Source organism: Pseudundibacterium arcticum, from assembly GCF_042646465.1.
GTDB classification, from domain to species: domain Bacteria; phylum Pseudomonadota; class Gammaproteobacteria; order Burkholderiales; family Burkholderiaceae_D; genus Undibacterium_A; species Undibacterium_A arcticum.
Genome location: NZ_JBHRTP010000013.1, coordinates 1 through 20,652, shown reverse-complemented (window position 1 = coordinate 20,652; position 20,652 = coordinate 1). Strand labels below are relative to the sequence as shown.

Here is a 20,652-nt window from a genome sequence, read left to right as displayed (position 1 = left end):
ACCACCCATCGAAAAATATGATGTGCGAAGTGAGCAAATTCAGCTCACTCTCCTATGACGAACGTTGGGACACTACTGACATCCAATAAAGAATCGCCCGTAAGGGTTTGAACTTGCGAGCGATTGTATTGAAAACCAACAATTTTCAACACGATAACTTAACGCCCGGAACCGGCCTCCGAGCAGATTTTTGTTGCCGCTCCACCCACTACTGCGGTGGTCTAACGACTGCGGTCGGGGGCTCCATGGCTCCCTCCGCCTCTGCCGCCTTCTCCACCTCTGCCTTCATGGTGACCCTCACCACCCCTGCCTTCGTGGTGACCATCTCCATGGTGGCCGCCTCCATGATGGCCTCCTCGGCCGCCATCGCCGTCGTAAAACCCGAACCCAAAGTAGGTGGTCGGCTCGGAATACACCGGCACCCCGCCATATCCGGGCTCATAGACCGTGCATCCTCCAAGGGCGGATGCGAGCAGTAGCGAAAATGTCAGGCGTTTCGCTGCGCCTTTCATATGCCGGTTCATAACTGTTAGATAGCCGGCATTACCATGGGTTCTGCAAACTCACACGTAATGCGGCAGCCAACTGGCTCATCAAATCGCAGAGCCACCCACGACCATTTATCGAATGGGGTTACACAGCGGTCACATGGAGCGATAAAGCGGGCGGAAAATAAAAAAGAGCTACAGCCGATGGCGTGTAACTCTTTGATTTAACTGGGTATTCTTGGGGTGGCCGATGGGGCTCGAACCCACGACAACAGGAATCACAATCCAAGCCTGAATTACGCTGCAAGCCAATAAACACGCCATTTTTTGATTTTAAGTTTACAACAAAATCAAAAAAAACATCACGTATCCATGCGGGTTGCAGCGTATCCGTTGTAAAGTTTTCACTCCGTTGCGGCCGCTTTTTTCTCTTTTCGGCGGTCGTAATGCCGGTGTGTTGTTGACGGATTGGCATGCGCCGCGAAGTCGTAAGCGTCAGCATTCCTGTTGCGCAACTTGGTTGTAATCGCTGCCGGCCGTACGTCGAGCAATGAAAAATACGCTTCATGCTTGACCAGTTGTTTTTCGTCTACAGTATCGAAGCTGCTGATCCATGCCAGCATCGCATCCTTCCAGACCGAGCCCCATCCCGAGCGGGTATAGGGGCCGCCGGTAAGATTGGCAAACAAGTACATGCGCTCCACCTTGTGCGTCTGCTTGGCTCGGGCGACCACGACGCGCAGCCTAGTTGACCATTCGCGCAACTTGACCACTTCGACTTCACCCTTCTTGCGCTTGGCGCTGAGTACCCGTACACCCTCGTTGGATAATCCAGTGATGCGGAACGGTCGGACCTCGGCCGCCCTGAATCCGGTCAAATAGGTGAACATCGCCGCACAGCCGAGATTGCGGAACATTCCCTGCTGCCGCAGTGACCACAGATAAAACCGCACGACCTGGCTGCGGGTGGTCGTCCTGACCTTCTTGTCGCTCTTGTTCTGCATCATGCCGGTGAACGGGTTTGATTCCATCACGCCCCAACGCACCGCGTAATTACAGATCGTGGACATCAGCGACAATTCCTTGTTCGCCTTGGCTGGCGCCCCCGCTTGGGCCCGATCATCCAGATATTGGTAGCCGTGTACTGTTTTCAGTGACATCGGCGACATATTGCCAAAAAACTTTATCAGCTTGACGTAGGTTCCGGCCCTGACGGCCAAGCCATCTTTCGACTGGTCGGCGTAATGCGTTGGCGCAATATCGCACTTGAACCGCCCGATCATTTCGCGTACAGAGCCGACAATGACATGCCCGGCCTGAATATCCAGTGCCTTGCGCTTGGCGCTGCGTTCGGCCTCCATGATGGCCTGACGGTCGCCTGTTGTTGCGCTGGCGAGTGTTTCACACCTGCCATCAGAATGAAAGTAGTAAAACGATACTTTGCGCACACCGGTGCGCTTGTACAGCCTGGCAATGCCAGTGCCTTCTCGATTACAGGAAGGCTTGGCGGTTCGGCGCGTCGTCATATTTGGCTTGAGTCTTTCCTTCGAGAATTCCCATCTTGCGGTCGTGGTAAGCGCGCGCTACCTTTGGCAGCCCGCTTCTGGCGATCTCGAAACGCCAATGATGCGCCGTTAGCCAGGCAATCATCACGGATTTACTATTCGGTTTGCACTCGATCAATTCTGCGAGCTCGTTTGCGCTCAGATAGTTCATCCCGGATCCTTCGCGCCTGGCGTGGACAGATCGGCTTGCGCGGCCAGGATGGCAATAGCAGCTTCGATCTGGCGCACGTCGGCATCTACTGCCGCGTGGCGGTGTGGCTTGTAGCCTTTCAGCGCATCATGGGTGTGCTGCGCCACCTCTTGGGCGCATTCCAGCCCGGTTTGCAGCGCCTCGAGTATCTGGGCATCGCCCATCGCCTTGGCGGGACGTTGCTGGTCGAGCGGCGCGTTCTTCACCGCTTTCATATATGCATCTTCCAGATGCTTATAGGCGATCTCGGAATGGTGCCGACCCTTTACTTGCATCAGGTTCCAGACTGCATCACGCAACCGGCGGTCGTAATCTATTTTGGTTTCGGTCGCAGTATTCATGCAGCCTCCTTGAGTGCGTTAATAACGTCCCGCGCGACCGGCGGGCAGACGGCATTGCCAAGCATGTGCACGGCAAGACGGTGCTGTTTTGGTAGTTGATAGCCGACCGGGAAGCCCATCGCCGCCCGGCATTCCTGCGCTGAGAACATGCGCATTCGGTCGCCGTCAATGATCGCGTGCCGGTCGCGTGTCGTGACGGTACCGACCGGGCGATTCAGGGACCGCCCGCCACGCTCGTTTCCGTAGTAGCTGGAAATGAATCGATGACCGTGGATCCGGCGCCCCTCTACAATGCGCGCCAGCGTGTTTTCCGCGCGTCCCGGCTTCTCGATTGGCTGCCACTTGCCCGCATCGAAATCGATAAACGAACTGGCCGGCACACGGTCCCGGAGCGGGAATTGCAGCATCAGCGGATGCTTGCTGCGCGTCGCCACGATGAAAAGCCGCTCCCGATGCTGTGGCACGCCATGATCGGCGGCGTCGATGATGTGCGGCGCCACACAGTAGCCAAGCGCTTCCATGGCCATGCGCCACGCCGGATAAAGCGACCATTGCACGAATTCCGGAACGTTCTCAATTACGGCGAACGCCGGTCGGTGATACTCTGCGGCAGATACCACGGCCCATGCGGTTGATCGGCTGGCGTCGTGCTGCGGGTTGCCGGATGTCTTACCGCGGGCCTTGCTGTGGCCTTGGCAGCATGGCGACGCCAGAAGCAGGTCATGCGCCGGCACATCATCCCATCGAGCCTGATGCAAGTCTTGGCACACGTGTTGCGCGCTCGGATGATTGGCCGCGTGCGTGTCTACTGCAGCTTGCCAATGGTTCGCCGCCCACACGACATTGCAGCCGGCCATCTGCGCGCCTGTTGAGAAGCCGCCGGCGCCGGCGAAGAGGTCGATTGCGTTCATGCAGCTTTCCTTTGGAGTGTTGATCCGGTGTGGCTGAAAATTGCCCGATAAGATTCAAGGGTTTCCGTTCTGTCGAATCCGCCGCATTCATGCTGTCGGAGGCGGTGCAGGTAGCGGCCGCGTACATATTTGCCGGCTGATATGTGCGCTGGCCAGACGACGTAACCCAAGAACGGCACGCCGGCCGACGTCGGCGCCAGGCGAATCTTCTTCGGGTGGATCGTCAGGCCGTCGACCGCGAGCTTCTGGACGATCTGGCTGCAGATGTCGTGGAGCTCGTCAGGCGTTTCACTCAGAATCACCATGTCATCCACGTAGCGGATGTATTTCTTGATGCGCAGGGTTTGCTTGATCCAGTGATCGAAGTCGTTCAGAAATATGTTGGCGAACAGCTGGCTGGACAGATTGCCGATCGGCATGCCCTTGGTTGCCGTCTGCCGATACATGCTGTCAGTCGGGAATAGATCGTCGTACTGGCCATCAGTCCGGAACGAGTCGACCAGGGCGATCAGCAACTGACGAAGGTCGTTGTCGCCGATGTAGCGCAACACCCGGGCTTTCAGGATGTCGTGATTGACAGAATAAAAATATTTGGAAATGTCGAGTTGCAGCACCCACTTGCTGGCCGGAGCGCGGCAAAACTCAGCCAGGCGTCGTACAGCGGCATGGGTACCGCGCCCAGGCAGATTGCCGTAGGTGTCATGGATGAAGCGTGGCTGCCAGATCGGGAGCATGTAGTCATACAGCATCCAGTGGACGACACGGTCCTTCATGGGTGCATCGACGACGTGGCGAAACTTCTTCTCGCGCACGGTGAATGACTTGTAGGGTCCGAAGCTGTAGGACCGGCTTTGCAAGCGCTCCTGAATGATTGTCAGGTAACGCAGTGGATCTTCGCCAAATTGCTGGACACGCAGGCGCTTTGATTTATTTCTCTTCGCATTCAGCCAGCAGTAGTACAGGTTCGACAGGCCGGTCAGTTGCTTAAAATCTGACGGGAGTTTGTCGTTACCGCGTTCCGCCGCGGCGCTCGTAAGCCCCGCAGCGGTTTTCGGTGTGGCTTGTCGCCGTGCTTTCGGGGTTATTTCCCCAGGAGACTCTCGACCAAGAATAGACTTTCCATGAGCGTGCTCGATGTCTAAGCATTTAATTTTTGGGTCAGCGGAAGCCGACGTTGTCGTTGTCGTTGTCGGGCCAGTCGTTGTTGAGATTGAACGCGCCGGCATAGTCGTCCGAGTTCCAGTAGCTGCCCCGGATGAGCGCATTGCCAGACTTTCCAGAAAGCCCCCTTCGTTGATCATGGCCGTACTCCAACGGAGCGGATTAAGCCGCCCAGGAGCCTGCCAAGCTCAACGGCTAAGCCAACTCGATGCTCAAATGCGAATTTGAGATTGCTTAGCCGTGGAGCCTGTGAAAGATAGTGCTTCAGCAGATCGACATCAGCAGAAATCAGCCGTAGGAGGGCGGGTTTGTTGTCTTCGGTACCATACGAAAAGATGCCAAGCATGATGCGACCCATGCATACGCGGACATTCTCGCCATAGCTAACGCGCAGATCGCGCGGCATCTTGATGATGTCCTGCAGCAGTTGCATATCCAGATCCTGCGCTTGCGACTTGAGTTTGAATCCGGATGTGTCAGGGTTGGCCAGCAACTGCTTGGCGCTCGCCTTGTTAACCTCACCGCGCTGCTTCAGATCTTCGATGACTTCTTCGATGACTTTATCCGACACGGCCGACAACACGGCTGCATTGGTGTCGCCCTGGTCGGAGACGTAGACCGTGCGGCCTTCCGCCAAGCTGCCCAGTGACACGACATAGGGAATGCCGAACTCCTCGACCATCGACCAGAGGCGGCGCTTGAAATTCCCGCCCGGGAAGCCGACCCTGATATGCGGATCGCCGGAAGTGCCGACCAGCTTGAGCTTGTACTGCTTCAGCGTGTGCAGTGCATAGGCGGTGCGGTCGTAACCGTGCAGGAATTTTCCGGCCTGAACCAGAATCATATGGCCGGGATATTTTTCCTCGAGTGTCTTGGCGATACTGGCCACTGGATCCGCTTGGCCAAGGCCGACCTCGATGCCGCGGAATGCCTTGATCGAGAACCTAGTGAGTTCGTCGTTCGTCGGGTGTTGTGTGCTTGCTTCTTGCATTGCGATGTTCTCAGTACGGTTGATGGTGGAGCCGATCACCGCTTACGCAGTGACCGGAAACCGGGGGCCAGAGACCCGAGCTACTTGGTGCAGCGGAAGCCGACGTGGCCGCCGTCGTTGCCGGGCCAGCCGTAGTCGAGATGGAACGCGCCGGCAGCGTCGTCCGAGCCCCAGTAGCTGCCCCGGATGAGCGCAGTGCCAGACCAATCACGGCCAGCATCAGGGCGCCAGCCGGTACCCTTCTCCATGGAGGGGTAGGGCGCAGTGGCGATCGATGCAGAGTCAGCGGCGAATGGCTTGGCAACCAAACCGCCGTCGTCGCCTTGGACGTCGTCGAATACCCAGGAGAATGCATTGCCGGAGATGTCGTAAATGCGTTCGCCGTTCGAGAGCTCGAACCAGCGGCGCTCGTCAGCATCCTCTGGTTCGAAATTGCCCGGCTGAGCTTCGTCGACCGTATCGTTGCGCAGGCCCTGGAACAGAGCGCCTTCGCCGACCTTGCCGCCGGTCCAGTTGATGTCCTGGTTGGCAACGTCATGCGCGATTGCGAGGTATTGCAGTTCGGTGATCAGCTTGAAACCGGCGGCTTCGCAGGCAGACTTTGCATCGTGATAGTTGATTTCTACCCATGGCGCGCCAGTGGCAGATACCGCCGCCTGGTTGTTTTCGTCCTCAGTGCACAGGTATTGGCCGACTTGGAATGATGGAACAGTCACGCTATTAGGCAGAGTGACATCCGGGACCGTAACAAAAAGGGATTGCTCGACCGCTGCGACTGCTACGGTTTCTGCTGTGGTAGCTGTATTCATGATTCTCCTTACGGGTTTTACTGCTGGGGTTTTTGTGGTGTTCAAGCTGCTTTTTTCTCTTGGGCTGTGACATTGACCAGATCGGCCTGACCGGCATCTTGCTCGCCACCCAGCGCCGCCACCAGATCGACCAGCATCTTGCTAAGTTCGCCGGTCATCAGCATCATGTCGGCGTCGAAGCGCTCGTCGTCGTTGCGGGTGCTCTTGTCTGCGTCTTCTTTCAGCACGTCGAGCGGCGTGATGCGCTTTAACGTCAGCGCGTCGGTCAGCACGAACGAGATGCGGTCGTTCCAGGTCAGCGCCAGCCGCGTGCATTGCTTGCCGCCGGCGATGTGGCGCCGCACGTCGTCCGCTTCCAGCGTGTGGCGCACATAGCGCACGGTCGCCTTGCCTTCGCCACTGGCCTTCAGTTCGGTGTCCTGGTCGACCGTGAAGCCGTGCGGCGCTTCATCGGATACCAGCCAGTCGGTCATCGCGGCAACCGGCGAGAACGCGACACGGAACGATGTGATTGGGAATGTGTCAATTGCCTTGATCAGCGGCTTCAGCAACTCGTCGGCCTTGGACGCGCTGGCGGCGTCGATCACCAGCCAGCCGTTGACGGTGTCGATCCACGCGTAAGTGTTGCGCCGGATGCTGAAGGCGCGCGGCAGCAGCTCGTCGGTGACCTGTTCCTTGAGGTCCTTCATCTGCTTGCGGCCGGGCGCAAAGCCTTGCTGCTCCTCGATCTCGACCGCGCGCGCCTTGGTCACCTGGTTTACCACCGAGCTCGGCAACAGCTTCTTTTCTGTGCATAGCATCAGCAGGAACTGGCGATTGACCGCATGCACCAGGCCGCCCTTGTCGCGCGGTGCGGCCCAGCCCTGATTCTCCAAGTTCATGCTGGTGCCAGCGCCAAAAGCGTGCGGCGTCAAAAATGCTTCGATTTGCTCAGCAGTAATGGCCCATGGTGCTGGGAGACGGTAAATCTGCAGGCTCTTGAACCACATATTGTTATCCTTTGGATTGGTTGGATCGACGTACGGACTGATGCGCGCGCTACGACACTTTCACGTAAGGATGGCGATCGGGATGCGGCTTGATCACTTTGCCGAAGTGGGAGCCGATGGAGTCGGCGTTCTTGAAAGCCGCGAAGGCTTCCGCATCGAAATTTGCGTAGTGGTAGACGCTGCCGGGGCCGGACTTCGACGGGAACCGGATAGCCAGCGTGTTGGTTTCGCTGTCGTGGCCGATGGCCGCGATCTGGGAGGATTCGACGGGATCCATTGCGATGACGAGGCGGGATTTGATTTCGGTAGGCATGCTGTTTCCTTTGGTGGTGAGACGATTAAGCTGCGAGGTCGAGATTGGCGCCCGCTATGCTGCGCGTGCTGACATCGTTTCTTCGGCATAGGCTTCCACGCCGGGAATATTCATGTTGTTCTTGAGCGCCTTGGCCATGCCATTGAGCGGCGTCATTTTCACGTCGACCCAGTCCAGGCATTCGGGATGGGTGGCGATGAAGGCCAGCAACGCGGCTTTGTCGGTGATCCGCGCTTTCCACGTTTTCGAAGTCGAGATACCCGATACCTTTGACATCGTTTGTACGGCTGGTGCGGTCATGACGACGGCGGACAGTTCCAGCGCGGCGATGTTTTCATAGGACTGGGCCGCGCTGGCTTCGGCATCGACCTGCGCTTGCTCGGCAGCTTGTTTTGCTGCTACAGCATCGGCTTCTGATTTGTTGGCAGCATCGATCGCGGCTTGCGCTTTCTCGGCTGCTGCTTTGTCGCCGGCTTCTGCTGCGGCCTTGGCATCCGCTTCTGCTTGGGCTTTGGCGGCTTCGGCATCGCGGCGCTCTTGCTCGGCTTTGGCCTGTTGTGCGGCGACTTCACGCGCCTGGCGGTCGATCTCTTCCTGTGCGGCGCGGGCTTCTGCCTCGATCCGCTGGCGTTCCTTGCGGGCCGTTTCATCGGCAATGCGTTGCAGTGCTGCGGCCTTGCGTTGCTCGTCCTGCTGGAAGGTCAGCATCTTCGATTTCAGGACGGCTTCGGCATCGGCCAGCCATTGCGCCGGCTCGCGATATTCGTCGTTGATGCGCTTGACTTCCTTGTTGAGTGGTCCGACTTGCTCTGTGCGCTGATCTTCGATGCGCTTTTGCAGTGTCTTGACGCCTTTTAGGTCGTCAGCTGCGGCGCCGTGCATTTCGATGCTGTCAACGACAAAGGCATTGGCGACCGCGAGAAACGAATTCGACTTCTTGAATACCGTCAAGTCTTTCGGCGGCACTTCGATGGTGATGATGTTATTTTCCATGACGGGCTTTCCAGTTGTGTACGGTTAAAAGTGAAAGAAACACGGCAAAGTCGTTTGCTTCCGTAAAAGGCTCCAGGCGGTAGGTGCCATCGGCACGGAGACCAAGCGCGTAGCGGTGCGTGACAGCCAATCCTGCGTCCACGTGCGCCGCTTGATACGCGGCCAATTGAATGCCGATCACCGGGCCCAGCGTCAGCATCTTCTTGATGTCGACCACCGCCAATTTGCCCTTGATGGTTCCGGTCCTGTCGGACGTGCCGCAATAGCGGTATCTCTTGTGATACATACGCGCTTCGATCGTGACTGGCTCGAATCCGGTATCGGCGCGGAACTTCTTCCAGGCGTCGAGGTACGGCACCATTTCAGAATCGAGCGCATCCTCGTCCAGATCGTCCTGGTCGTGGAGTTCGGTCATCTTGTGGACCGCTTGGCCCAGCAAGCGGCCGCGCTCCAGGACTTCAGGGTTCACCATCGAGTAGTCGACGAGCGGCTTCAGGATGGTGGTCACGCCTGGCACGATCACGCCATTGAAGCGATATTCGTGCAGGGATTCGTTGAAGGTCAGCATGATCAGGCAGCCGGGTTCCGGATCCATTCCAGCACATCCTGGAAGCGGTCTTGGGTCAGGTCGCCCAGCTTCATGCCGAACTTCGCGAACAGATCAGCGGAGCCAAGGGCATCGGCTTCCATCTTTGAATTGATCAGGTTGATTTGCGAACCAGACAGCAATTCACCAGGGTTTGCCGACACTGACCGGCTGACGACATCGCTGACATCGGCCGGCGTTTCTTTGGCGGCTGATCGTGACTGCGGCATCTTGACTTCCGGCTTGTCCTGCGCTGGTTGCTGATCTTCGTCCTGCACAACGACGACCTCGCCATCGAACGTGAACGGCTTGCCGCTCTCGACCGCGTTAGCCACATCCATCGCCTTGACCACTTCGATCGACTTGGGCATGTATTTCAAGACCTGCAGCAGCGCCACCTTGCGGGCATACATCTCCATGTTGGCGCCATCGTCTTTATGAGCGTAGTGGCTGGCGCCGACCTTGTTGTACTTGTTCAGGTGCCGCACCACTCGATCCATGGTCCAGACTTCGATGACTGGGTATTGGCTGCCATTGACGCGGCCGATGGCGTAGACGTGGCTGATCTGCTTCCAGTTGTCGGCATCGCCTTCTGGCTGATGTTTGACGAACGGGTTATCTCCCAGCGCCCAGTCGAACTTGTCACCCTGATACACAGCGCCGGTCCAGACCGTGGCACGGCCGGCGCGGGACACCAGATCAACCAGACCTTGCCAGCCCGGAACGAACGTCGCCTTATAGCTGTTGTCCCTTTGTTTGTACGGCACCAGATAGCCTTGACCACCGACGCCGATTTCAAGGCCCAGCTGGGCCGCAATCACGACCGAGGCGAAAATGCTGTGCATGTCGCACTTTTGCAGCGTCGCATTCTGACTGAACGATGTCATCGCCAGCCGCACCATGCGGTCCGCGCTGATGTGCTTCGGCAAGGCAAGAGCGATCTGGCCCTTGTACTTGTCCATGAAGTCGCTGAGCGACTTGGCTGGGCTGACTGCTAGTTGATTGCTCATGTGGTTCTCCTTGTTATGTGTTCGGTTGATTACAGGCTGCGCAGTTCGAGCTTCATCCGCATGCGCACTCGGCGCAAAATCGCAAGCCAGCGTCCGGCGCGGCAGGTCTGGATGCGTGTCATTTCAGCCTCGCCACCGGTTGGTCGAGCACCCATTTGCTGCCATCGCCAGCGCAGCGCAGGTAGGTAACGCTGCGCAACCATTGGCGCCGCGCATGACGAACTGCGGAATGGTCGAGGTAGTCTGTGCGCGGAAACAATCGGACGGCTCGCTTCAACAGTTGAGTGGTCATATGGACGCTCCTTATGGAATCGGTGCTTCGGTTGAATCGCCTTGTGATCACCGCTTCGCAGTGACCACAAACCAGAGATCAGAGGCCCGAGCTACTTGGTGCAGCGGAAGCCGACGCGGTCGTAGTCGATGTCGGGCCAGTCGTGGTTGAGACTGAACGCGCCGGCACAGTCGTCCGAGCGCCAGCAGCCGCCCCGGATGAGCGCACCGCCAGACCAATCACGCGCGCTATCTGGGCGATACCCCATGCCTTTTTTCTCGGACGGATAGGGTGCAGTCGATTGCGAAGGCGATTCGAGAGTGATGGTCTTGGCGATCAATCCTTGTTCATCGCCTTGCACGTCATCGAAAACCCATTGAAAAACGTTGCCGTTGAAGTCGCAGATGCGGGACCCGTTGGACAGGACCAGCCAGCGGCGTTCTTCTGAATCTTTTGGCTGGAAGTCACCCGGCTGTGCGCTGCTGACGTTGCCATTGCGGATGCCTTGGAACATGGTTCCGTGACCAACGCGGCCTTCGGTCCAGTTCTCGGCCTGCTGCGACGCGTTGTAAGCGATCGCCAGCCATTGTGTTTCGGTGATCATCGAATAGCCAGCGTTGGCGCATGCTTGCTTGGCCGCTTTGAAATTGATTTTGGTCCACGGCTTGCCGGTCGCGCTGATCTCTACTTTTCCGTCGCCGCCGTCACTGCTGACATACTGCGCAACCTGGAAAGCAGGGACGACGATGCCGCCGGGCAGCTTGGTTTCAGGTACGGGAACAAAGCCCGGGGCGATCGAGCCATTGCGCAAGAGGGACAGCAGATCAGGAGAGCCAGTGACCACCGCATCGCCGTTCAAGATCAGGCTCTTGCCGTGCACATCGGCATATTTATCCAGGCCCTCCCACTTGTCGACGTGGAACAGGCCGCGCACTGCATTGGCCCCGGCGCGGACGGTGAAGCTATGCTCTTGCGTGAGTTCGATGTTCATTGACTGCTCCCTGGTTGAATTAGTTGACCGCTTACGCCGGTCAGTCGTCGCACCACTGTTTCACCTGTATTTCTTCCCCACTAAATACGATGCTCGGCGCTCGTAACCGGTATATCTACCGTGTGCAGTACCCCGAATTATTCGGTCACCAGTTAAGGGAGGCGCGAACCACCCATCAATTCAGTGCCGGTCTATTTCCCGGCTGCCAGCGCGTATTAAGTCTTTCGCGCCCCACCCAATCTTTTAGGAGTTGATGCCTGTCCGCGATTACGAAATCGGACGCTACGATGCGGCTTTAAGCATGTCCGCCATGCGCCTGTGAGCGTTCAGGCTCGCTCCCCTGCTAAGACTGCAATTCGCGATTCCACTCAGCCCGATCGATCCGCGCTTCCTGCCTCGATTGATCTTTCAGTTCCGCAGCGCTCGGCAGGTGGTCGTTGCACCAGTCGGAAAAATGCTGCAGTATCTTGGCGTCGATCAGCTCGAACAGATCGATCGTTGACCCGGCGAGCGAAACGACATAAACCTCGTAGCCGTCCTCGTCATGCTCGCCGTACAAATCGAGGGTCAAACCGTTGTAGTCGTGGCCGCTCTTCAGCAATTCGTAGCTGGCATCGATCTGTGGCTGATTCGCGTCGATCGCCATCTGCGCGTAGTGGATTTCGGTGGCTGGCTTGTTCATTTCACGCCTCGCATCGCCAGATAAGATTGGAAGCTCATTTGCGCCAGGTACGCGCTGGCCAGGTATTCACGGAACAGTTCTTTCGTTGCTGGTCTGGTCATCTGGCGGCCTGTGCGGTTTGTGATTCGGTGTAATGATTATAGGAATGCCGATATTGCTTGTCAATAGGGATTCCGATATTTATTTACGAAGAGGCTAAATAAATTTCATCGTCAGATCAAGGGACGTAAAAAAACCGCCGAAGCGGTCAGGTCATGGCGGGGGGGGCGTAAAAAAGCCCGCGCGGGGCGGGCTGATGACGGCGCTACTTCGTTGATTTACTCTTCAGGATGGCATGAATTATTGAGGCGATGGGGACGCTTACAAGCGCAACGCTGACCGCTGGATGGGCGTGTATATACACCGAATAGATACATCCTCCAATTGCCGCTAGAGAAATTGCCGCGCCGATCCAATGCCCACGCAATGTGTCCCGGATTGTTGCTTTAAGGGCGCTGGACTCATACTCAATGCGATGGGCCTGCTCTTGCTCTACCATGCGCATAATGCGCTCGGCCCCATTCGGTATGATCTGATTGAACTGGTCGAGAGCTGCTGGCGGCGGTAGTGGCCCGCTCCATTGTTGCGAAGATTGGATCGTCTGCTGTTGCTGCGGCACCGGCTTTGGTTGATTATTTCGTGTAGCTGGCGGCTTGTTCTTTGGCATGTTCGCTGTCGATCACGGTAGAAAAATCGTTACCGACACGCGAAACGTCACCACGCAAACGCTCCATATCCGATCCGACCAGGCGCGGATAAGACGGTTGAGCGTAAATTGTAGCAGGTGACGACATCCCAGCCAAAATTCCGGCCAGCAATGCAGATTTGTTTTTCATGACTATCTTCCAGAGGTTTGCGGACACTTCACTTTTCCTCGTAGTGGGACAATAGTATAGCAAAAAGATTCTGCCGCATCGGTTTATTCATGTTGACTTACTGTTGTGCAAGATCAATTACTGGCCCTGCTGCACCCATACCGCTTATGCCCATCACCTACGGCGGTCGACGCGTTCAATCTAGCTTGAGTTATTGCGGGAGTGGGATGCGGCCGTCTACTGCATGAAGACTCGTTTGGTCGGCGACGTCCTCGTCAGTTGGCTTCATATTTCCAAGCCCTCTGCGCTGGATTAAGTAGGCTGCATATTGAGCAAGAGCAATCGAATCTACCTGGACAATTCCTGGTTTTTGCTTATTTGCCACAAAAGTAATGTAGGCCTGATGGCTAAGCGCGTCGGCAGGCAGCAGCATTTCACAGGTATGCCAGTCTGCGTTCACCCGGCACGTATAAGGCGAATATGTTTTGTTGCTTTCGTTGTCGAAGATAGATGCGGCTATTTTTGCCTTGGAATCTTGCAACCACATTATGGATACATACTCAAAACCCGCAGGCTTAGGAGCGCGCTGCAGTTTCTTTTGTGGCTTTTCGCCGAAAAGCACATACGTTGAGATACTGGCGATTTGAGTATTCCCCGCACTGGCCGTGGGCATGTCCCGTTCAATGAAGGTTCCTGCTTTGCTTCTACCTGAAATACTGAATTCTTTGAGCCCCTGATCCGCCATGATCCCTTTAACCCGGTTGTGCTCGAACTCTTCCGCCGTCCCGACCCAAACGGTCGATCCCTGCTGGATCGCCGCATAGTCACCCCAAGGCGTAGAAATCTGCGTTTCTCCGTCGGGACCCTGCGAAAAGTGAATGGTCGTCCCGCTGATGGCCGGGAATGCAATCAATGAAAACAGCATTGAGATTAGTATTTTGTTCATTTTTGCCCCATGTCGGCATCCAGGCGTGCCGTTGCGCCCACCCCATATTTACGGGATGCATCAATATACAAAATCAAATATACTGGATGTATGTACAGTGCTTTTGTTCCCCAAACGCTACAAGCTGGAACCACAGAAGCGCACTTTAGTTGCCAATGTGGACGTGGAACATGAATAAAAATCAAGAAATCGAATTGCTTGAAGCCTTCAGAAATTCAAGCGCAGAGCATCAAATCGGTCTGCTTAACCTTGCCAGGCAATGCGCCAAGAATCGACGCAGAACGCGTCATTTGCCGCCCGGTAATTTTGGCGCAGAAGCACAGGCCATCTCAATAAATGTTTTGCCTTCGTCGGTTGCTTCGCGATAAGCGGTTATCAAAAGCAATTCCTTCGGCGTGATGCTTTTGATTGGATATTTTGGACCCTTCTCGGTTTGAAGCCATAGCGCGCTGACGCCAAGCGCTGCCGCAATAGCTGGGAGATAGGCCGAGCCAGCGGAGTCGCCTTTTTCAAGCTCCGAAATTGTCGGCTGTTTAATCCCAACTTTCTCCGCAAGTTCCGTTTGCGTCATCGGGATTTCAAGCCGCGTTTTCCTGATTCGTTGTCCAATAGTCATTCCGATATTTTCATTCAAAAGCAAATAGGTATGCCTATTGACTTTGAATATCGGAACGCCTATATTGCTGTCTATGGACATCAAGCACGTACTTTCACAGCTACAAGAAGCCGGTCTGACGCAAGCGCAAATTGCTCTTGCGATCGGATGCACGCAGCCAACCATAAGCGATCTGTCGACTGGGAAAATAGGTCAGTCGAGGCCGTCTTACAAAATTGTTGACGGGCTGCAAAAGCTCGCCAAAAAGCACGGAATTTCCACCGCACCCCAAAAGCAAAACCGCGATCACGACACGTCCATCGCTGAAGCGGAAGCAAAGCGCAACGGCGGCATCCGCATGCACGGCGACCATCACGACAGAGACAACATCAGCAAGTGATTTTTGAGCAATTTGCATAACTGCAATATTGCTTTTTTTTAACCAGCGGGGACAGTCAAATGAAGTCAAATAATTTGCGCGCAGTTGACAACCATGAGCTTCCACTGGCTCGCCGGGCCGATGATGCCGAGCTGCCTATGGCGCTGGTCGTCAAGCAGTCGACGCTCTGTGGTGCGGTGGCCTTGTGCGTGCAGGTGTCCGGTTTGGATGATAAAGAAGTGTATCTCTCACTCGGGATCGATGCCGGCCACTGGACCCGGATCATGAAGGGCGACGCGCATTTTCCGCTGAACAAGCTCAATGACTTGATGAACTTGTGCGGCAACGAAGCGCCGTTGGCATGGCTGGCGAATTCACGCGGTTACGAGCTCAAGTTATTGAAATCCGAAGCCGAGCGGCGCGTCGAGGTCGAACACAACGCACGGATGAAGGCGGAAGACGAGAACCGCTTGCTGCGCTCGCTGTTGATGAGTAAATCAGCATGAACATCCAACTAATCACAGCCATCCAGCAACATGCCCGCGCAGCCTACCTGGGCGAGAAGGACGAAAGCGCCTGTCGCTATCCGTTCGGGTCCGATGAGCGTGCGGCCTGGATTGACGAGTTCGTCAAGTGCGCCGAGCGCGAGGAATTTTCAGAATGAGCGCCGTCAATGGGGTTGGCTATGGCGTCGAGATCCTGAACCATCCACGTGGATGGTGCGCATGCTCACACACGTTCGACACGATGGATGAAGCGAAAGCCGAGATGGTGCTGCATGCGGGGCATCGGCCTGACAAGGAATTCCGCGCATACGAAGTTCTGACGATGAAGACGCCTGAGCCGACGCCGGCGGAAAAGTTATGGGCAATGTTTGGAGTGGCAGCATGACAGCATTGGTAGCCAATAGCGCCGAATCGCTGCAAAGCGCCATTGGCGAACTGCGTGATCTGTGGAATCAGCATAAGTTTCTGCGCATCAGCATCAAGGCCGGCAAGGATCGCAGCATTCCCCAGAACGCGATTACGCATGTTTGGTATGAGCAGATTGCGCGCGAGCTGCGGGAAGACAATGCGCTCGGCTGGAAGTGTTATTGCAAGCTGCATCACGGTGTGCCGATCTTGCGCACTGAAGATGACGAGTTTCGCGGTACCTATGACGCCGTAATTAAGCCACTGAGCTACGAGCAAAAGCTGATCGCCATGCGCTGCTGGCCGGTTACTTCCTTGATGACCAAGGAGCAGTTAAGCAAATACGCAGAAGCGATCCAGGCTGATTTTGTGCCGCGCGGTGTGCGCCTGGAGTTCCCGGCATGAGAATCCACGCCACCGAAACGTCGATCGCCTGCTTTCGTGGCCGCGTCCAGACGATTGCCAGCGAACAGCACGCAAAAATCCTGCGCATCATGTCGCCGAACAAGGATTACTCGATGCAGGAGCTATCCGGATATACCGGGTTGCAGACGTCGACCCTCAGCGCACGACTGTACGAAATGCGCAAATTAGGCACGGTCGAGCACGCCCCCAAGCGCCCATGCTCGATTTCCGGTGTGACGATCTGGCCGCACAAGCTGGCAGCTGAACAGTTGGAGTTGCTATGAGAGAATTAATGGAAATCGTTGACGACACCCGCGAATTCTTTGCGCCGGTGTCGTCTGATGTGATCGACGGCCTACTCGCTCAGTACCAACAGCAGCGCAGCCATATCGACCATATAGCCGGGATCGCAGCCGGAGACATGGGCAATGCGATCAATTGGTTTATCGATGGGAACAGGGACCGCGCCAGCCACATGCCGGCGGTCGAGCGTCTGTTTGCCCCGGCTGGAGCAATTGCCTCGCTGAACTCGCGCTACTGGTCAGATACGCTTGCACTGACCGATGTCTACAGTGCCATGCCGCAGGCGCGCCGGGACGAGTGGAACAAGTCAATCAGTGACAAGACGACGCCGGAATACACGGAAGACACCGTGCGGTCGTCGCTGAATGGCTGGCTGGCAGACCGCTCAAAGTTCTTCGGCGAGCGCGTAGACGGCATCTTCCGCAACTTGTCCGGTGATCACGTCACCAACTGCCCACAAGGATTTTCAAAGCGCATGATTCTCGCTTACGTGACCGAGAACGGCTATCACTCGACCTCGCGCGCCGGCCTGATCAACGATCTGCGCGCTGTGATTGCCAAATTCATGGGGCGCGATGAGCCGGCATGGAATGCGACCAACGTCATTGTCAGCATGGCACGCAAGCAGCCGGGCCAATGGCTGACGCTGGACGGCGGGGCGCTGCGGATCCGCTGCTACAAGATCGGGACCGCGCATCTCGAGATACACCCAGACATGGCGTACCGCCTGAATCAGGTCCTGGCCGGCATGTACCCGCGCGCCATTCCCGCTGAGTTTCGCACCAAGCCGAAAAAGAAGGCCAAGGAATTCCAGATGATGGGCAGGCCGCTGCCGTTCGCGGTGCTCGACATCATCCGCGAGTTGCGTCGGGAGCGCGGCACGAATAGTTTCATGTTTGGCTATGCAACCAAGGAAAGCCTGGTAGCCAAGGAAGAGGCGCTTCGCGTGCTGATCGGTATCGGCGGTGTGTTGGGTAAGTGTGGCGACATTGACTTCGAGTATGACCCGCAAGAGGCTATGAACGAAATCATTGCGTCGGGCTGCATTCCTGATCGGGTGGCGCATCAATATTTCCCGACGCCGGAAGTTGTGGCACGCGCCGCAGTCGAGATGGCCGACATCGGGCCGGATGACACTGTTCTTGAGCCCAGCGCTGGGCAGGGCGGCATTGCCGACTATCTGCCAAAAGACCGCACGACTTGCGTGGAGATCAGTCCGTTGCACTGTTCCGTGCTGCGCGCCAAGGGCTTCAAGACGGTTGAGGTGGACTTCGTGATGTACGCCGACCAGCACTTTCCAAATCAGCCGAAGTTCGATTGCGTAGTGATGAACCCGCCATTCAGCGAGGGCCGGGCCAAACTGCACACCGAATACGCCAGCTCGATGGTAAAGCCTGGCGGTCGTCTGGTCGCCATCCTGCCGGCGTCGTTCAGCGGCAAAAACATCTTGCCAGGATGGGATGTTGAGTGGTCCAGGGTTTTCGATAATGAATTTGCGGGCACGAGCGTATCGGTGGTGATTATGTTGGCGGTAAGGGCATGAAGCGCTCGCCCATGAAAGCCAGTGCCAAGCCACTCAGGCGCACCACGTTCGCCCGCGTCGGCATCCTCGCGCAGTCCTCATTTCAACGCACGGCGCCGGATTCGCGACCTAAGCGGTTGAAGGCCAAGCAGCGCCCGGTAAGCGCCGACGACCAGATTTACTGGGGTCGCCTTGCAAGCGAGGTTGGTTGCGTGGCGTGCCGTGTTGCCGGTCGCCAGACGAGCAATTACGTGTCGATCCACCACATTGACGGCCGAACCAAGCCGGGCTGTCACAGCCTCGTTCTGCCCCTCTGCGCTGGCTGTCATCAGCAGGGCACCGGTAACGATAAAACTTTGGTCGCCATTCACCCGAACAAGAGCCGATTTGAAAAGCTGTATGGGTCGCAGCTGGAATTAAAAGCCAAGTGCGACGCGATTTTAGGAGTGGGAACCAGATGAATTACTACTCTTTCCATATCGGCGATTTCCGCTCTGGCACGGTCAACATGACGCGCCAGGCGCGCTGGATATACCGCGACATGCTGGACGTTTGCTATGACACGGAACAGCCTTTGCCGCTTGATCTGGACGTGCTGTGCGACCAGATCGGCGTTGATACAGACGATGAGCGCCGCATGGTCGAGCGCTTGCTGCGCTTCAAATTCATCAAGGCGGATGCTGGCTACACGCATGAGGTCTGCGAACGGGTGATTGCCGATTACCACAAGAAGGCAGTAATCGCCCAAAGCAATGGGAAGCTAGGCGGCAGGCCAAAGAAAGCGACAGCTAACCAAAAAGAACCCAGCGGGTTCCAATCCGGTTCCGATCCGGTTGCTACGGGTAACCCAGCACAAACCGGATCAGAAGCTAACCAAGAACCAGTAACCAATAACCAAGAACCAATAAACACCCAGCAAGAGCCGACCGGTTCCAATGAAGAAAAGCCGCGCGGGGTGACGGCGGTCGATCTGAGCATCGCAATGCGAAAGAACGGCGTCCAGTCGCAACCCGCAGACCCGAGACTGATCGCGATGGCCGGGCAGGGCGTCACACCCGAGACCGTTGAGGCGGCATGTGCCGAGGCCAAGCGCTCCAAGCCTGGCGAATCGGTCGGTGTCGGCTACGTCGCGAAAATCCTTGAGCGCTGGGCCAAGGACGCCGATGCCCTGAAGGCGCAAGGCGCAGCCGCCCCGACGAAGTCTGCCGGCGCCTGGTGGCTGAGCGACGCCAGCATCATGGCCAAGGGCGCCGAGTTTGGCATGACGCCTAATCCAGGCGAGCAGATGCAGCAGTTCAAAGGCCGCATCGAGGCCGCGATCAACAACGGCGGAAAGCCACCGGTCCCGCGGGCAGCACCGACGATCTCGATCGTGCCGAACGAGCCGAAAGGCCGTAAGCCGGAAGGAATGGCTCCTTTGAAAAACCTGGTCAAGCAACGCGAGCAAGCATGAAGTGCATCGAATGCCAGCATACCGACCTGGAGGCCTACCCAAGTCACAGCGCTGTCGGTGTAGCGCCCTGCAGCCAGCAGATCAAGCTGCCGACCAGTTGCATAGTACTGGAAAGTTTGATGTATGAGCGGACCTGTGACAAGTTCCGAGCTGCATCCGCTGCGGTGATGCAGGAGCGGCGCGAATGGTGGAAAACGCGATGAAATCGGCCATCGAAGAAACGTTTGCGCTGCACTGCAAGGCTTATGGCCTGACGCCGGAACGCGAGTTCAAATTCCACCCGTCGCGTAAATGGCGCTTCGACTTTGCGTGGCCGGATCGTAAATGCGCGGTTGAGCTAGAAGGCGGAATCTGGACCGGTGGCAGGCATACGCGTGGCTCTGGCGTGATTGGCGACATGGAGAAGTACAACCAGGCCGGTGCGCTGGGATGGTTCGTGTTTCGGTTTGATGGCGGGGCGGTCAAGCGGGGCGAGGCCATCAAATTCATTAACGAAGTATTGGAGGCGAAATGACTAAGCCATCACCAGTGCGCGACGCCGGCATTAAGCGTATCGAGGAAGTGTTCCAGCCAGGGTTCTATTACACGGTACTGGAAGCGTCAGTTGCCACCGGTATCAAGAAAGACTATGTGCGCGACTACCTGGAACGCATGGAGAGCGACGGCACGGCAGGGTATCGGACTCGGAAGGTAGGGGCATTCAAGATGATCGAATATTGCCTGATCGGCGAGGATATGGAAGTGGAAATCAAGCGGAAGCCGACGGTGGTGTGGGTGCATCGTGATTGGTCGGTCGCGGCGATCCATGGACCGGCCAAGATCGGCGCGGCTGCGGAATGACACGCCAAGGCGACTACCGCGACCCGTTGCTGATTCTGCTGGATAGAGAGCGATCATCGTGCAAGGGCTGTGCATTCGCCAAGGTCGCTTGGGATAAGCAGTTTTGCAGCAAGGGGCGCAGTTTCGGCAAGCGGTGTAAGAATTATGTTGAAG

General features: G+C 56.8%; 31 protein-coding genes. 10 read left to right on the top strand and 21 right to left on the bottom strand.

The window, feature by feature from the left end:
• Window positions 1–208: 208 nt before the first annotated feature.
• From ACFOFO_RS05635 to ACFOFO_RS05535, 21 genes are all read right to left on the bottom strand, one after another.
• On the bottom strand, window positions 209–346 hold the full coding sequence (locus ACFOFO_RS05635) for a hypothetical protein (RefSeq protein WP_390322998.1): 138 nt from the start codon (window positions 344–346) through the stop codon (window positions 209–211).
• Between the two features lie 546 nt (window positions 347–892).
• On the bottom strand, window positions 893–2,014 hold the full coding sequence (locus ACFOFO_RS05630) for a hypothetical protein (protein WP_390331082.1): 1,122 nt from the start codon (window positions 2,012–2,014) through the stop codon (window positions 893–895).
• Window positions 1,980–2,204 (bottom strand): DUF4224 domain-containing protein, encoded by a 225-nt coding sequence (locus ACFOFO_RS05625; protein WP_390323002.1) that lies wholly within the window; start codon window positions 2,202–2,204, stop codon window positions 1,980–1,982. Before ACFOFO_RS05625 ends, ACFOFO_RS05630 begins: the two co-directional genes overlap by 35 nt.
• Complete coding sequence (locus ACFOFO_RS05620; protein WP_390323004.1) at window positions 2,201–2,584, bottom strand: hypothetical protein; 384 nt, start codon at window positions 2,582–2,584, stop codon at window positions 2,201–2,203. The genes ACFOFO_RS05625 and ACFOFO_RS05620 overlap by 4 nt, the downstream gene beginning before the upstream one ends.
• Entirely contained in the window at window positions 2,581–3,495 is a 915-nt protein-coding gene (locus ACFOFO_RS05615; protein WP_390323005.1) for a DNA cytosine methyltransferase, read from the bottom strand. The genes ACFOFO_RS05620 and ACFOFO_RS05615 overlap by 4 nt, the downstream gene beginning before the upstream one ends.
• Window positions 3,492–4,796, bottom strand: coding sequence for a reverse transcriptase domain-containing protein (locus tag ACFOFO_RS05610; RefSeq protein ID WP_390331080.1), 1,305 nt, complete (start codon window positions 4,794–4,796; stop codon window positions 3,492–3,494). The genes ACFOFO_RS05615 and ACFOFO_RS05610 overlap by 4 nt, the downstream gene beginning before the upstream one ends.
• A complete protein-coding gene (locus ACFOFO_RS05605; RefSeq protein ID WP_390331078.1) occupies window positions 4,793–5,686 on the bottom strand; it encodes a four helix bundle protein in 894 nt (297 codons plus the stop codon). The genes ACFOFO_RS05610 and ACFOFO_RS05605 overlap by 4 nt, the downstream gene beginning before the upstream one ends.
• 41 nt (window positions 5,687–5,727) lie before the next feature.
• On the bottom strand, window positions 5,728–6,456 hold the full coding sequence (locus ACFOFO_RS05600; protein ID WP_390323010.1) for a hypothetical protein: 729 nt from the start codon (window positions 6,454–6,456) through the stop codon (window positions 5,728–5,730).
• Window positions 6,457–6,497: 41 nt separating this feature from the next.
• Window positions 6,498–7,445 (bottom strand): recombination-associated protein RdgC, encoded by a 948-nt coding sequence (locus ACFOFO_RS05595; RefSeq protein ID WP_390331077.1) that lies wholly within the window; start codon window positions 7,443–7,445, stop codon window positions 6,498–6,500.
• A gap of 49 nt (window positions 7,446–7,494) precedes the next feature.
• Window positions 7,495–7,758, bottom strand: a complete 264-nt coding sequence (locus ACFOFO_RS05590; protein WP_390323011.1) for a KTSC domain-containing protein — start codon at window positions 7,756–7,758, stop codon at window positions 7,495–7,497.
• 54 nt (window positions 7,759–7,812) lie between these two features.
• Window positions 7,813–8,751 (bottom strand): hypothetical protein, encoded by a 939-nt coding sequence (locus ACFOFO_RS05585; protein ID WP_390323012.1) that lies wholly within the window; start codon window positions 8,749–8,751, stop codon window positions 7,813–7,815.
• On the bottom strand, window positions 8,741–9,346 hold the full coding sequence (locus ACFOFO_RS05580) for a hypothetical protein (protein ID WP_390323014.1): 606 nt from the start codon (window positions 9,344–9,346) through the stop codon (window positions 8,741–8,743). Before ACFOFO_RS05580 ends, ACFOFO_RS05585 begins: the two co-directional genes overlap by 11 nt.
• Window positions 9,322–10,347, bottom strand: a complete 1,026-nt coding sequence (locus ACFOFO_RS05575; RefSeq protein WP_390323015.1) for a recombinase RecT — start codon at window positions 10,345–10,347, stop codon at window positions 9,322–9,324. The genes ACFOFO_RS05580 and ACFOFO_RS05575 overlap by 25 nt, the downstream gene beginning before the upstream one ends.
• 118 nt (window positions 10,348–10,465) lie before the next feature.
• Window positions 10,466–10,639, bottom strand: coding sequence for a hypothetical protein (locus ACFOFO_RS05570; protein ID WP_390323016.1), 174 nt, complete (start codon window positions 10,637–10,639; stop codon window positions 10,466–10,468).
• A 91-nt stretch (window positions 10,640–10,730) separates the two neighbouring features.
• Window positions 10,731–11,609, bottom strand: coding sequence for an SUMF1/EgtB/PvdO family nonheme iron enzyme (locus ACFOFO_RS05565; RefSeq protein WP_390331075.1), 879 nt, complete (start codon window positions 11,607–11,609; stop codon window positions 10,731–10,733).
• A gap of 343 nt (window positions 11,610–11,952) precedes the next feature.
• On the bottom strand, window positions 11,953–12,291 hold the full coding sequence (locus ACFOFO_RS05560) for a hypothetical protein (RefSeq protein ID WP_390323020.1): 339 nt from the start codon (window positions 12,289–12,291) through the stop codon (window positions 11,953–11,955).
• A 304-nt stretch (window positions 12,292–12,595) separates the two neighbouring features.
• Complete coding sequence (locus ACFOFO_RS05555; RefSeq protein ID WP_390323022.1) at window positions 12,596–12,997, bottom strand: DUF2335 domain-containing protein; 402 nt, start codon at window positions 12,995–12,997, stop codon at window positions 12,596–12,598.
• Window positions 12,963–13,166, bottom strand: coding sequence for a hypothetical protein (locus ACFOFO_RS05550; protein ID WP_390323024.1), 204 nt, complete (start codon window positions 13,164–13,166; stop codon window positions 12,963–12,965). Before ACFOFO_RS05550 ends, ACFOFO_RS05555 begins: the two co-directional genes overlap by 35 nt.
• Before the next feature lie 190 nt (window positions 13,167–13,356).
• Complete coding sequence (locus tag ACFOFO_RS05545; protein WP_390331073.1) at window positions 13,357–14,091, bottom strand: hypothetical protein; 735 nt, start codon at window positions 14,089–14,091, stop codon at window positions 13,357–13,359.
• A gap of 286 nt (window positions 14,092–14,377) precedes the next feature.
• The gene (locus tag ACFOFO_RS05540; protein ID WP_390331071.1) at window positions 14,378–14,788 is read right to left on the bottom strand and encodes a helix-turn-helix domain-containing protein; all 411 of its coding nucleotides are present in this window, start codon (window positions 14,786–14,788) and stop codon (window positions 14,378–14,380) included.
• A gap of 19 nt (window positions 14,789–14,807) precedes the next feature.
• Window positions 14,808–15,155 (bottom strand): hypothetical protein, encoded by a 348-nt coding sequence (locus ACFOFO_RS05535; protein WP_390323029.1) that lies wholly within the window; start codon window positions 15,153–15,155, stop codon window positions 14,808–14,810.
• Between ACFOFO_RS05535 and ACFOFO_RS05530 the strand changes: the two genes are divergently transcribed.
• The 10 genes from ACFOFO_RS05530 (at window position 15,146) to ACFOFO_RS05485 (ending at window position 20,499) form a co-directional block, all read left to right on the top strand.
• Window positions 15,146–15,571 (top strand): transcriptional regulator, encoded by a 426-nt coding sequence (locus tag ACFOFO_RS05530; protein ID WP_390323031.1) that lies wholly within the window; start codon window positions 15,146–15,148, stop codon window positions 15,569–15,571. The genes ACFOFO_RS05535 and ACFOFO_RS05530 overlap by 10 nt on opposite strands.
• Window positions 15,568–15,729 (top strand): hypothetical protein, encoded by a 162-nt coding sequence (locus ACFOFO_RS05525; RefSeq protein ID WP_390323033.1) that lies wholly within the window; start codon window positions 15,568–15,570, stop codon window positions 15,727–15,729. The genes ACFOFO_RS05530 and ACFOFO_RS05525 overlap by 4 nt, the downstream gene beginning before the upstream one ends.
• Complete coding sequence (locus ACFOFO_RS05520) at window positions 15,726–15,956, top strand: hypothetical protein (RefSeq protein ID WP_390323034.1); 231 nt, start codon at window positions 15,726–15,728, stop codon at window positions 15,954–15,956. The genes ACFOFO_RS05525 and ACFOFO_RS05520 overlap by 4 nt, the downstream gene beginning before the upstream one ends.
• Complete coding sequence (locus ACFOFO_RS05515; protein ID WP_390331069.1) at window positions 15,953–16,381, top strand: NinB/YbcN family protein; 429 nt, start codon at window positions 15,953–15,955, stop codon at window positions 16,379–16,381. Before ACFOFO_RS05520 ends, ACFOFO_RS05515 begins: the two co-directional genes overlap by 4 nt.
• Entirely contained in the window at window positions 16,378–16,665 is a 288-nt protein-coding gene (locus ACFOFO_RS05510) for a hypothetical protein (RefSeq protein ID WP_390331068.1), read from the top strand. The genes ACFOFO_RS05515 and ACFOFO_RS05510 overlap by 4 nt, the downstream gene beginning before the upstream one ends.
• A complete protein-coding gene (locus ACFOFO_RS05505; protein WP_390331066.1) occupies window positions 16,662–18,227 on the top strand; it encodes a DUF4942 domain-containing protein in 1,566 nt (521 codons plus the stop codon). Before ACFOFO_RS05510 ends, ACFOFO_RS05505 begins: the two co-directional genes overlap by 4 nt.
• Window positions 18,224–18,667: a Ref family recombination enhancement nuclease gene (locus tag ACFOFO_RS05500; RefSeq protein ID WP_390323036.1), complete on the top strand. Its 444-nt coding sequence runs from the start codon at window positions 18,224–18,226 to the stop codon at window positions 18,665–18,667. Before ACFOFO_RS05505 ends, ACFOFO_RS05500 begins: the two co-directional genes overlap by 4 nt.
• Window positions 18,664–19,659, top strand: coding sequence for a YdaU family protein (locus ACFOFO_RS05495; RefSeq protein ID WP_390323038.1), 996 nt, complete (start codon window positions 18,664–18,666; stop codon window positions 19,657–19,659). The genes ACFOFO_RS05500 and ACFOFO_RS05495 overlap by 4 nt, the downstream gene beginning before the upstream one ends.
• 199 nt (window positions 19,660–19,858) lie before the next feature.
• A complete protein-coding gene (locus ACFOFO_RS05490; protein WP_390331065.1) occupies window positions 19,859–20,173 on the top strand; it encodes a hypothetical protein in 315 nt (104 codons plus the stop codon).
• On the top strand, window positions 20,170–20,499 hold the full coding sequence (locus ACFOFO_RS05485; protein ID WP_390323042.1) for a hypothetical protein: 330 nt from the start codon (window positions 20,170–20,172) through the stop codon (window positions 20,497–20,499). Before ACFOFO_RS05490 ends, ACFOFO_RS05485 begins: the two co-directional genes overlap by 4 nt.
• Window positions 20,500–20,652: the final 153 nt, after the last annotated feature.

Coding starts and splice junctions, on each gene's coding strand:
- ACFOFO_RS05625 (WP_390323002.1), bottom strand. CDS start 2,204: ATGAACTATCTGAGCGCAAACGAGCTCGCAGAATTGATCGAGTGCAAA.
- ACFOFO_RS05570 (WP_390323016.1), bottom strand. CDS start 10,639: ATGACCACTCAACTGTTGAAGCGAGCCGTCCGATTGTTTCCGCGCACA.
- ACFOFO_RS05505 (WP_390331066.1), top strand. CDS start 16,662: ATGAGAGAATTAATGGAAATCGTTGACGACACCCGCGAATTCTTTGCG.
- ACFOFO_RS05500 (WP_390323036.1), top strand. CDS start 18,224: ATGAAGCGCTCGCCCATGAAAGCCAGTGCCAAGCCACTCAGGCGCACC.
- ACFOFO_RS05635 (WP_390322998.1), bottom strand. CDS start 346: ATGGAGGCGGCCACCATGGAGATGGTCACCACGAAGGCAGGGGTGGTG.
- ACFOFO_RS05550 (WP_390323024.1), bottom strand. CDS start 13,166: ATGAAAAACAAATCTGCATTGCTGGCCGGAATTTTGGCTGGGATGTCG.
- ACFOFO_RS05620 (WP_390323004.1), bottom strand. CDS start 2,584: ATGAATACTGCGACCGAAACCAAAATAGATTACGACCGCCGGTTGCGT.
- ACFOFO_RS05590 (WP_390323011.1), bottom strand. CDS start 7,758: ATGCCTACCGAAATCAAATCCCGCCTCGTCATCGCAATGGATCCCGTC.
- ACFOFO_RS05525 (WP_390323033.1), top strand. CDS start 15,568: ATGAACATCCAACTAATCACAGCCATCCAGCAACATGCCCGCGCAGCC.
- ACFOFO_RS05485 (WP_390323042.1), top strand. CDS start 20,170: ATGACTAAGCCATCACCAGTGCGCGACGCCGGCATTAAGCGTATCGAG.
- ACFOFO_RS05585 (WP_390323012.1), bottom strand. CDS start 8,751: ATGGAAAATAACATCATCACCATCGAAGTGCCGCCGAAAGACTTGACG.
- ACFOFO_RS05560 (WP_390323020.1), bottom strand. CDS start 12,291: ATGAACAAGCCAGCCACCGAAATCCACTACGCGCAGATGGCGATCGAC.
- ACFOFO_RS05540 (WP_390331071.1), bottom strand. CDS start 14,788: ATGTCCATAGACAGCAATATAGGCGTTCCGATATTCAAAGTCAATAGG.
- ACFOFO_RS05515 (WP_390331069.1), top strand. CDS start 15,953: ATGACAGCATTGGTAGCCAATAGCGCCGAATCGCTGCAAAGCGCCATT.
- ACFOFO_RS05520 (WP_390323034.1), top strand. CDS start 15,726: ATGAGCGCCGTCAATGGGGTTGGCTATGGCGTCGAGATCCTGAACCAT.
- ACFOFO_RS05575 (WP_390323015.1), bottom strand. CDS start 10,347: ATGAGCAATCAACTAGCAGTCAGCCCAGCCAAGTCGCTCAGCGACTTC.
- ACFOFO_RS05600 (WP_390323010.1), bottom strand. CDS start 6,456: ATGAATACAGCTACCACAGCAGAAACCGTAGCAGTCGCAGCGGTCGAG.
- ACFOFO_RS05595 (WP_390331077.1), bottom strand. CDS start 7,445: ATGTGGTTCAAGAGCCTGCAGATTTACCGTCTCCCAGCACCATGGGCC.
- ACFOFO_RS05490 (WP_390331065.1), top strand. CDS start 19,859: ATGAAATCGGCCATCGAAGAAACGTTTGCGCTGCACTGCAAGGCTTAT.
- ACFOFO_RS05580 (WP_390323014.1), bottom strand. CDS start 9,346: ATGGATCCGGAACCCGGCTGCCTGATCATGCTGACCTTCAACGAATCC.
- ACFOFO_RS05565 (WP_390331075.1), bottom strand. CDS start 11,609: ATGAACATCGAACTCACGCAAGAGCATAGCTTCACCGTCCGCGCCGGG.
- ACFOFO_RS05615 (WP_390323005.1), bottom strand. CDS start 3,495: ATGAACGCAATCGACCTCTTCGCCGGCGCCGGCGGCTTCTCAACAGGC.
- ACFOFO_RS05545 (WP_390331073.1), bottom strand. CDS start 14,091: ATGAACAAAATACTAATCTCAATGCTGTTTTCATTGATTGCATTCCCG.
- ACFOFO_RS05495 (WP_390323038.1), top strand. CDS start 18,664: ATGAATTACTACTCTTTCCATATCGGCGATTTCCGCTCTGGCACGGTC.
- ACFOFO_RS05510 (WP_390331068.1), top strand. CDS start 16,378: ATGAGAATCCACGCCACCGAAACGTCGATCGCCTGCTTTCGTGGCCGC.
- ACFOFO_RS05555 (WP_390323022.1), bottom strand. CDS start 12,997: ATGCCAAAGAACAAGCCGCCAGCTACACGAAATAATCAACCAAAGCCG.
- ACFOFO_RS05530 (WP_390323031.1), top strand. CDS start 15,146: ATGAAGTCAAATAATTTGCGCGCAGTTGACAACCATGAGCTTCCACTG.
- ACFOFO_RS05610 (WP_390331080.1), bottom strand. CDS start 4,796: ATGATCAACGAAGGGGGCTTTCTGGAAAGTCTGGCAATGCGCTCATCC.
- ACFOFO_RS05630 (WP_390331082.1), bottom strand. CDS start 2,014: ATGACGACGCGCCGAACCGCCAAGCCTTCCTGTAATCGAGAAGGCACT.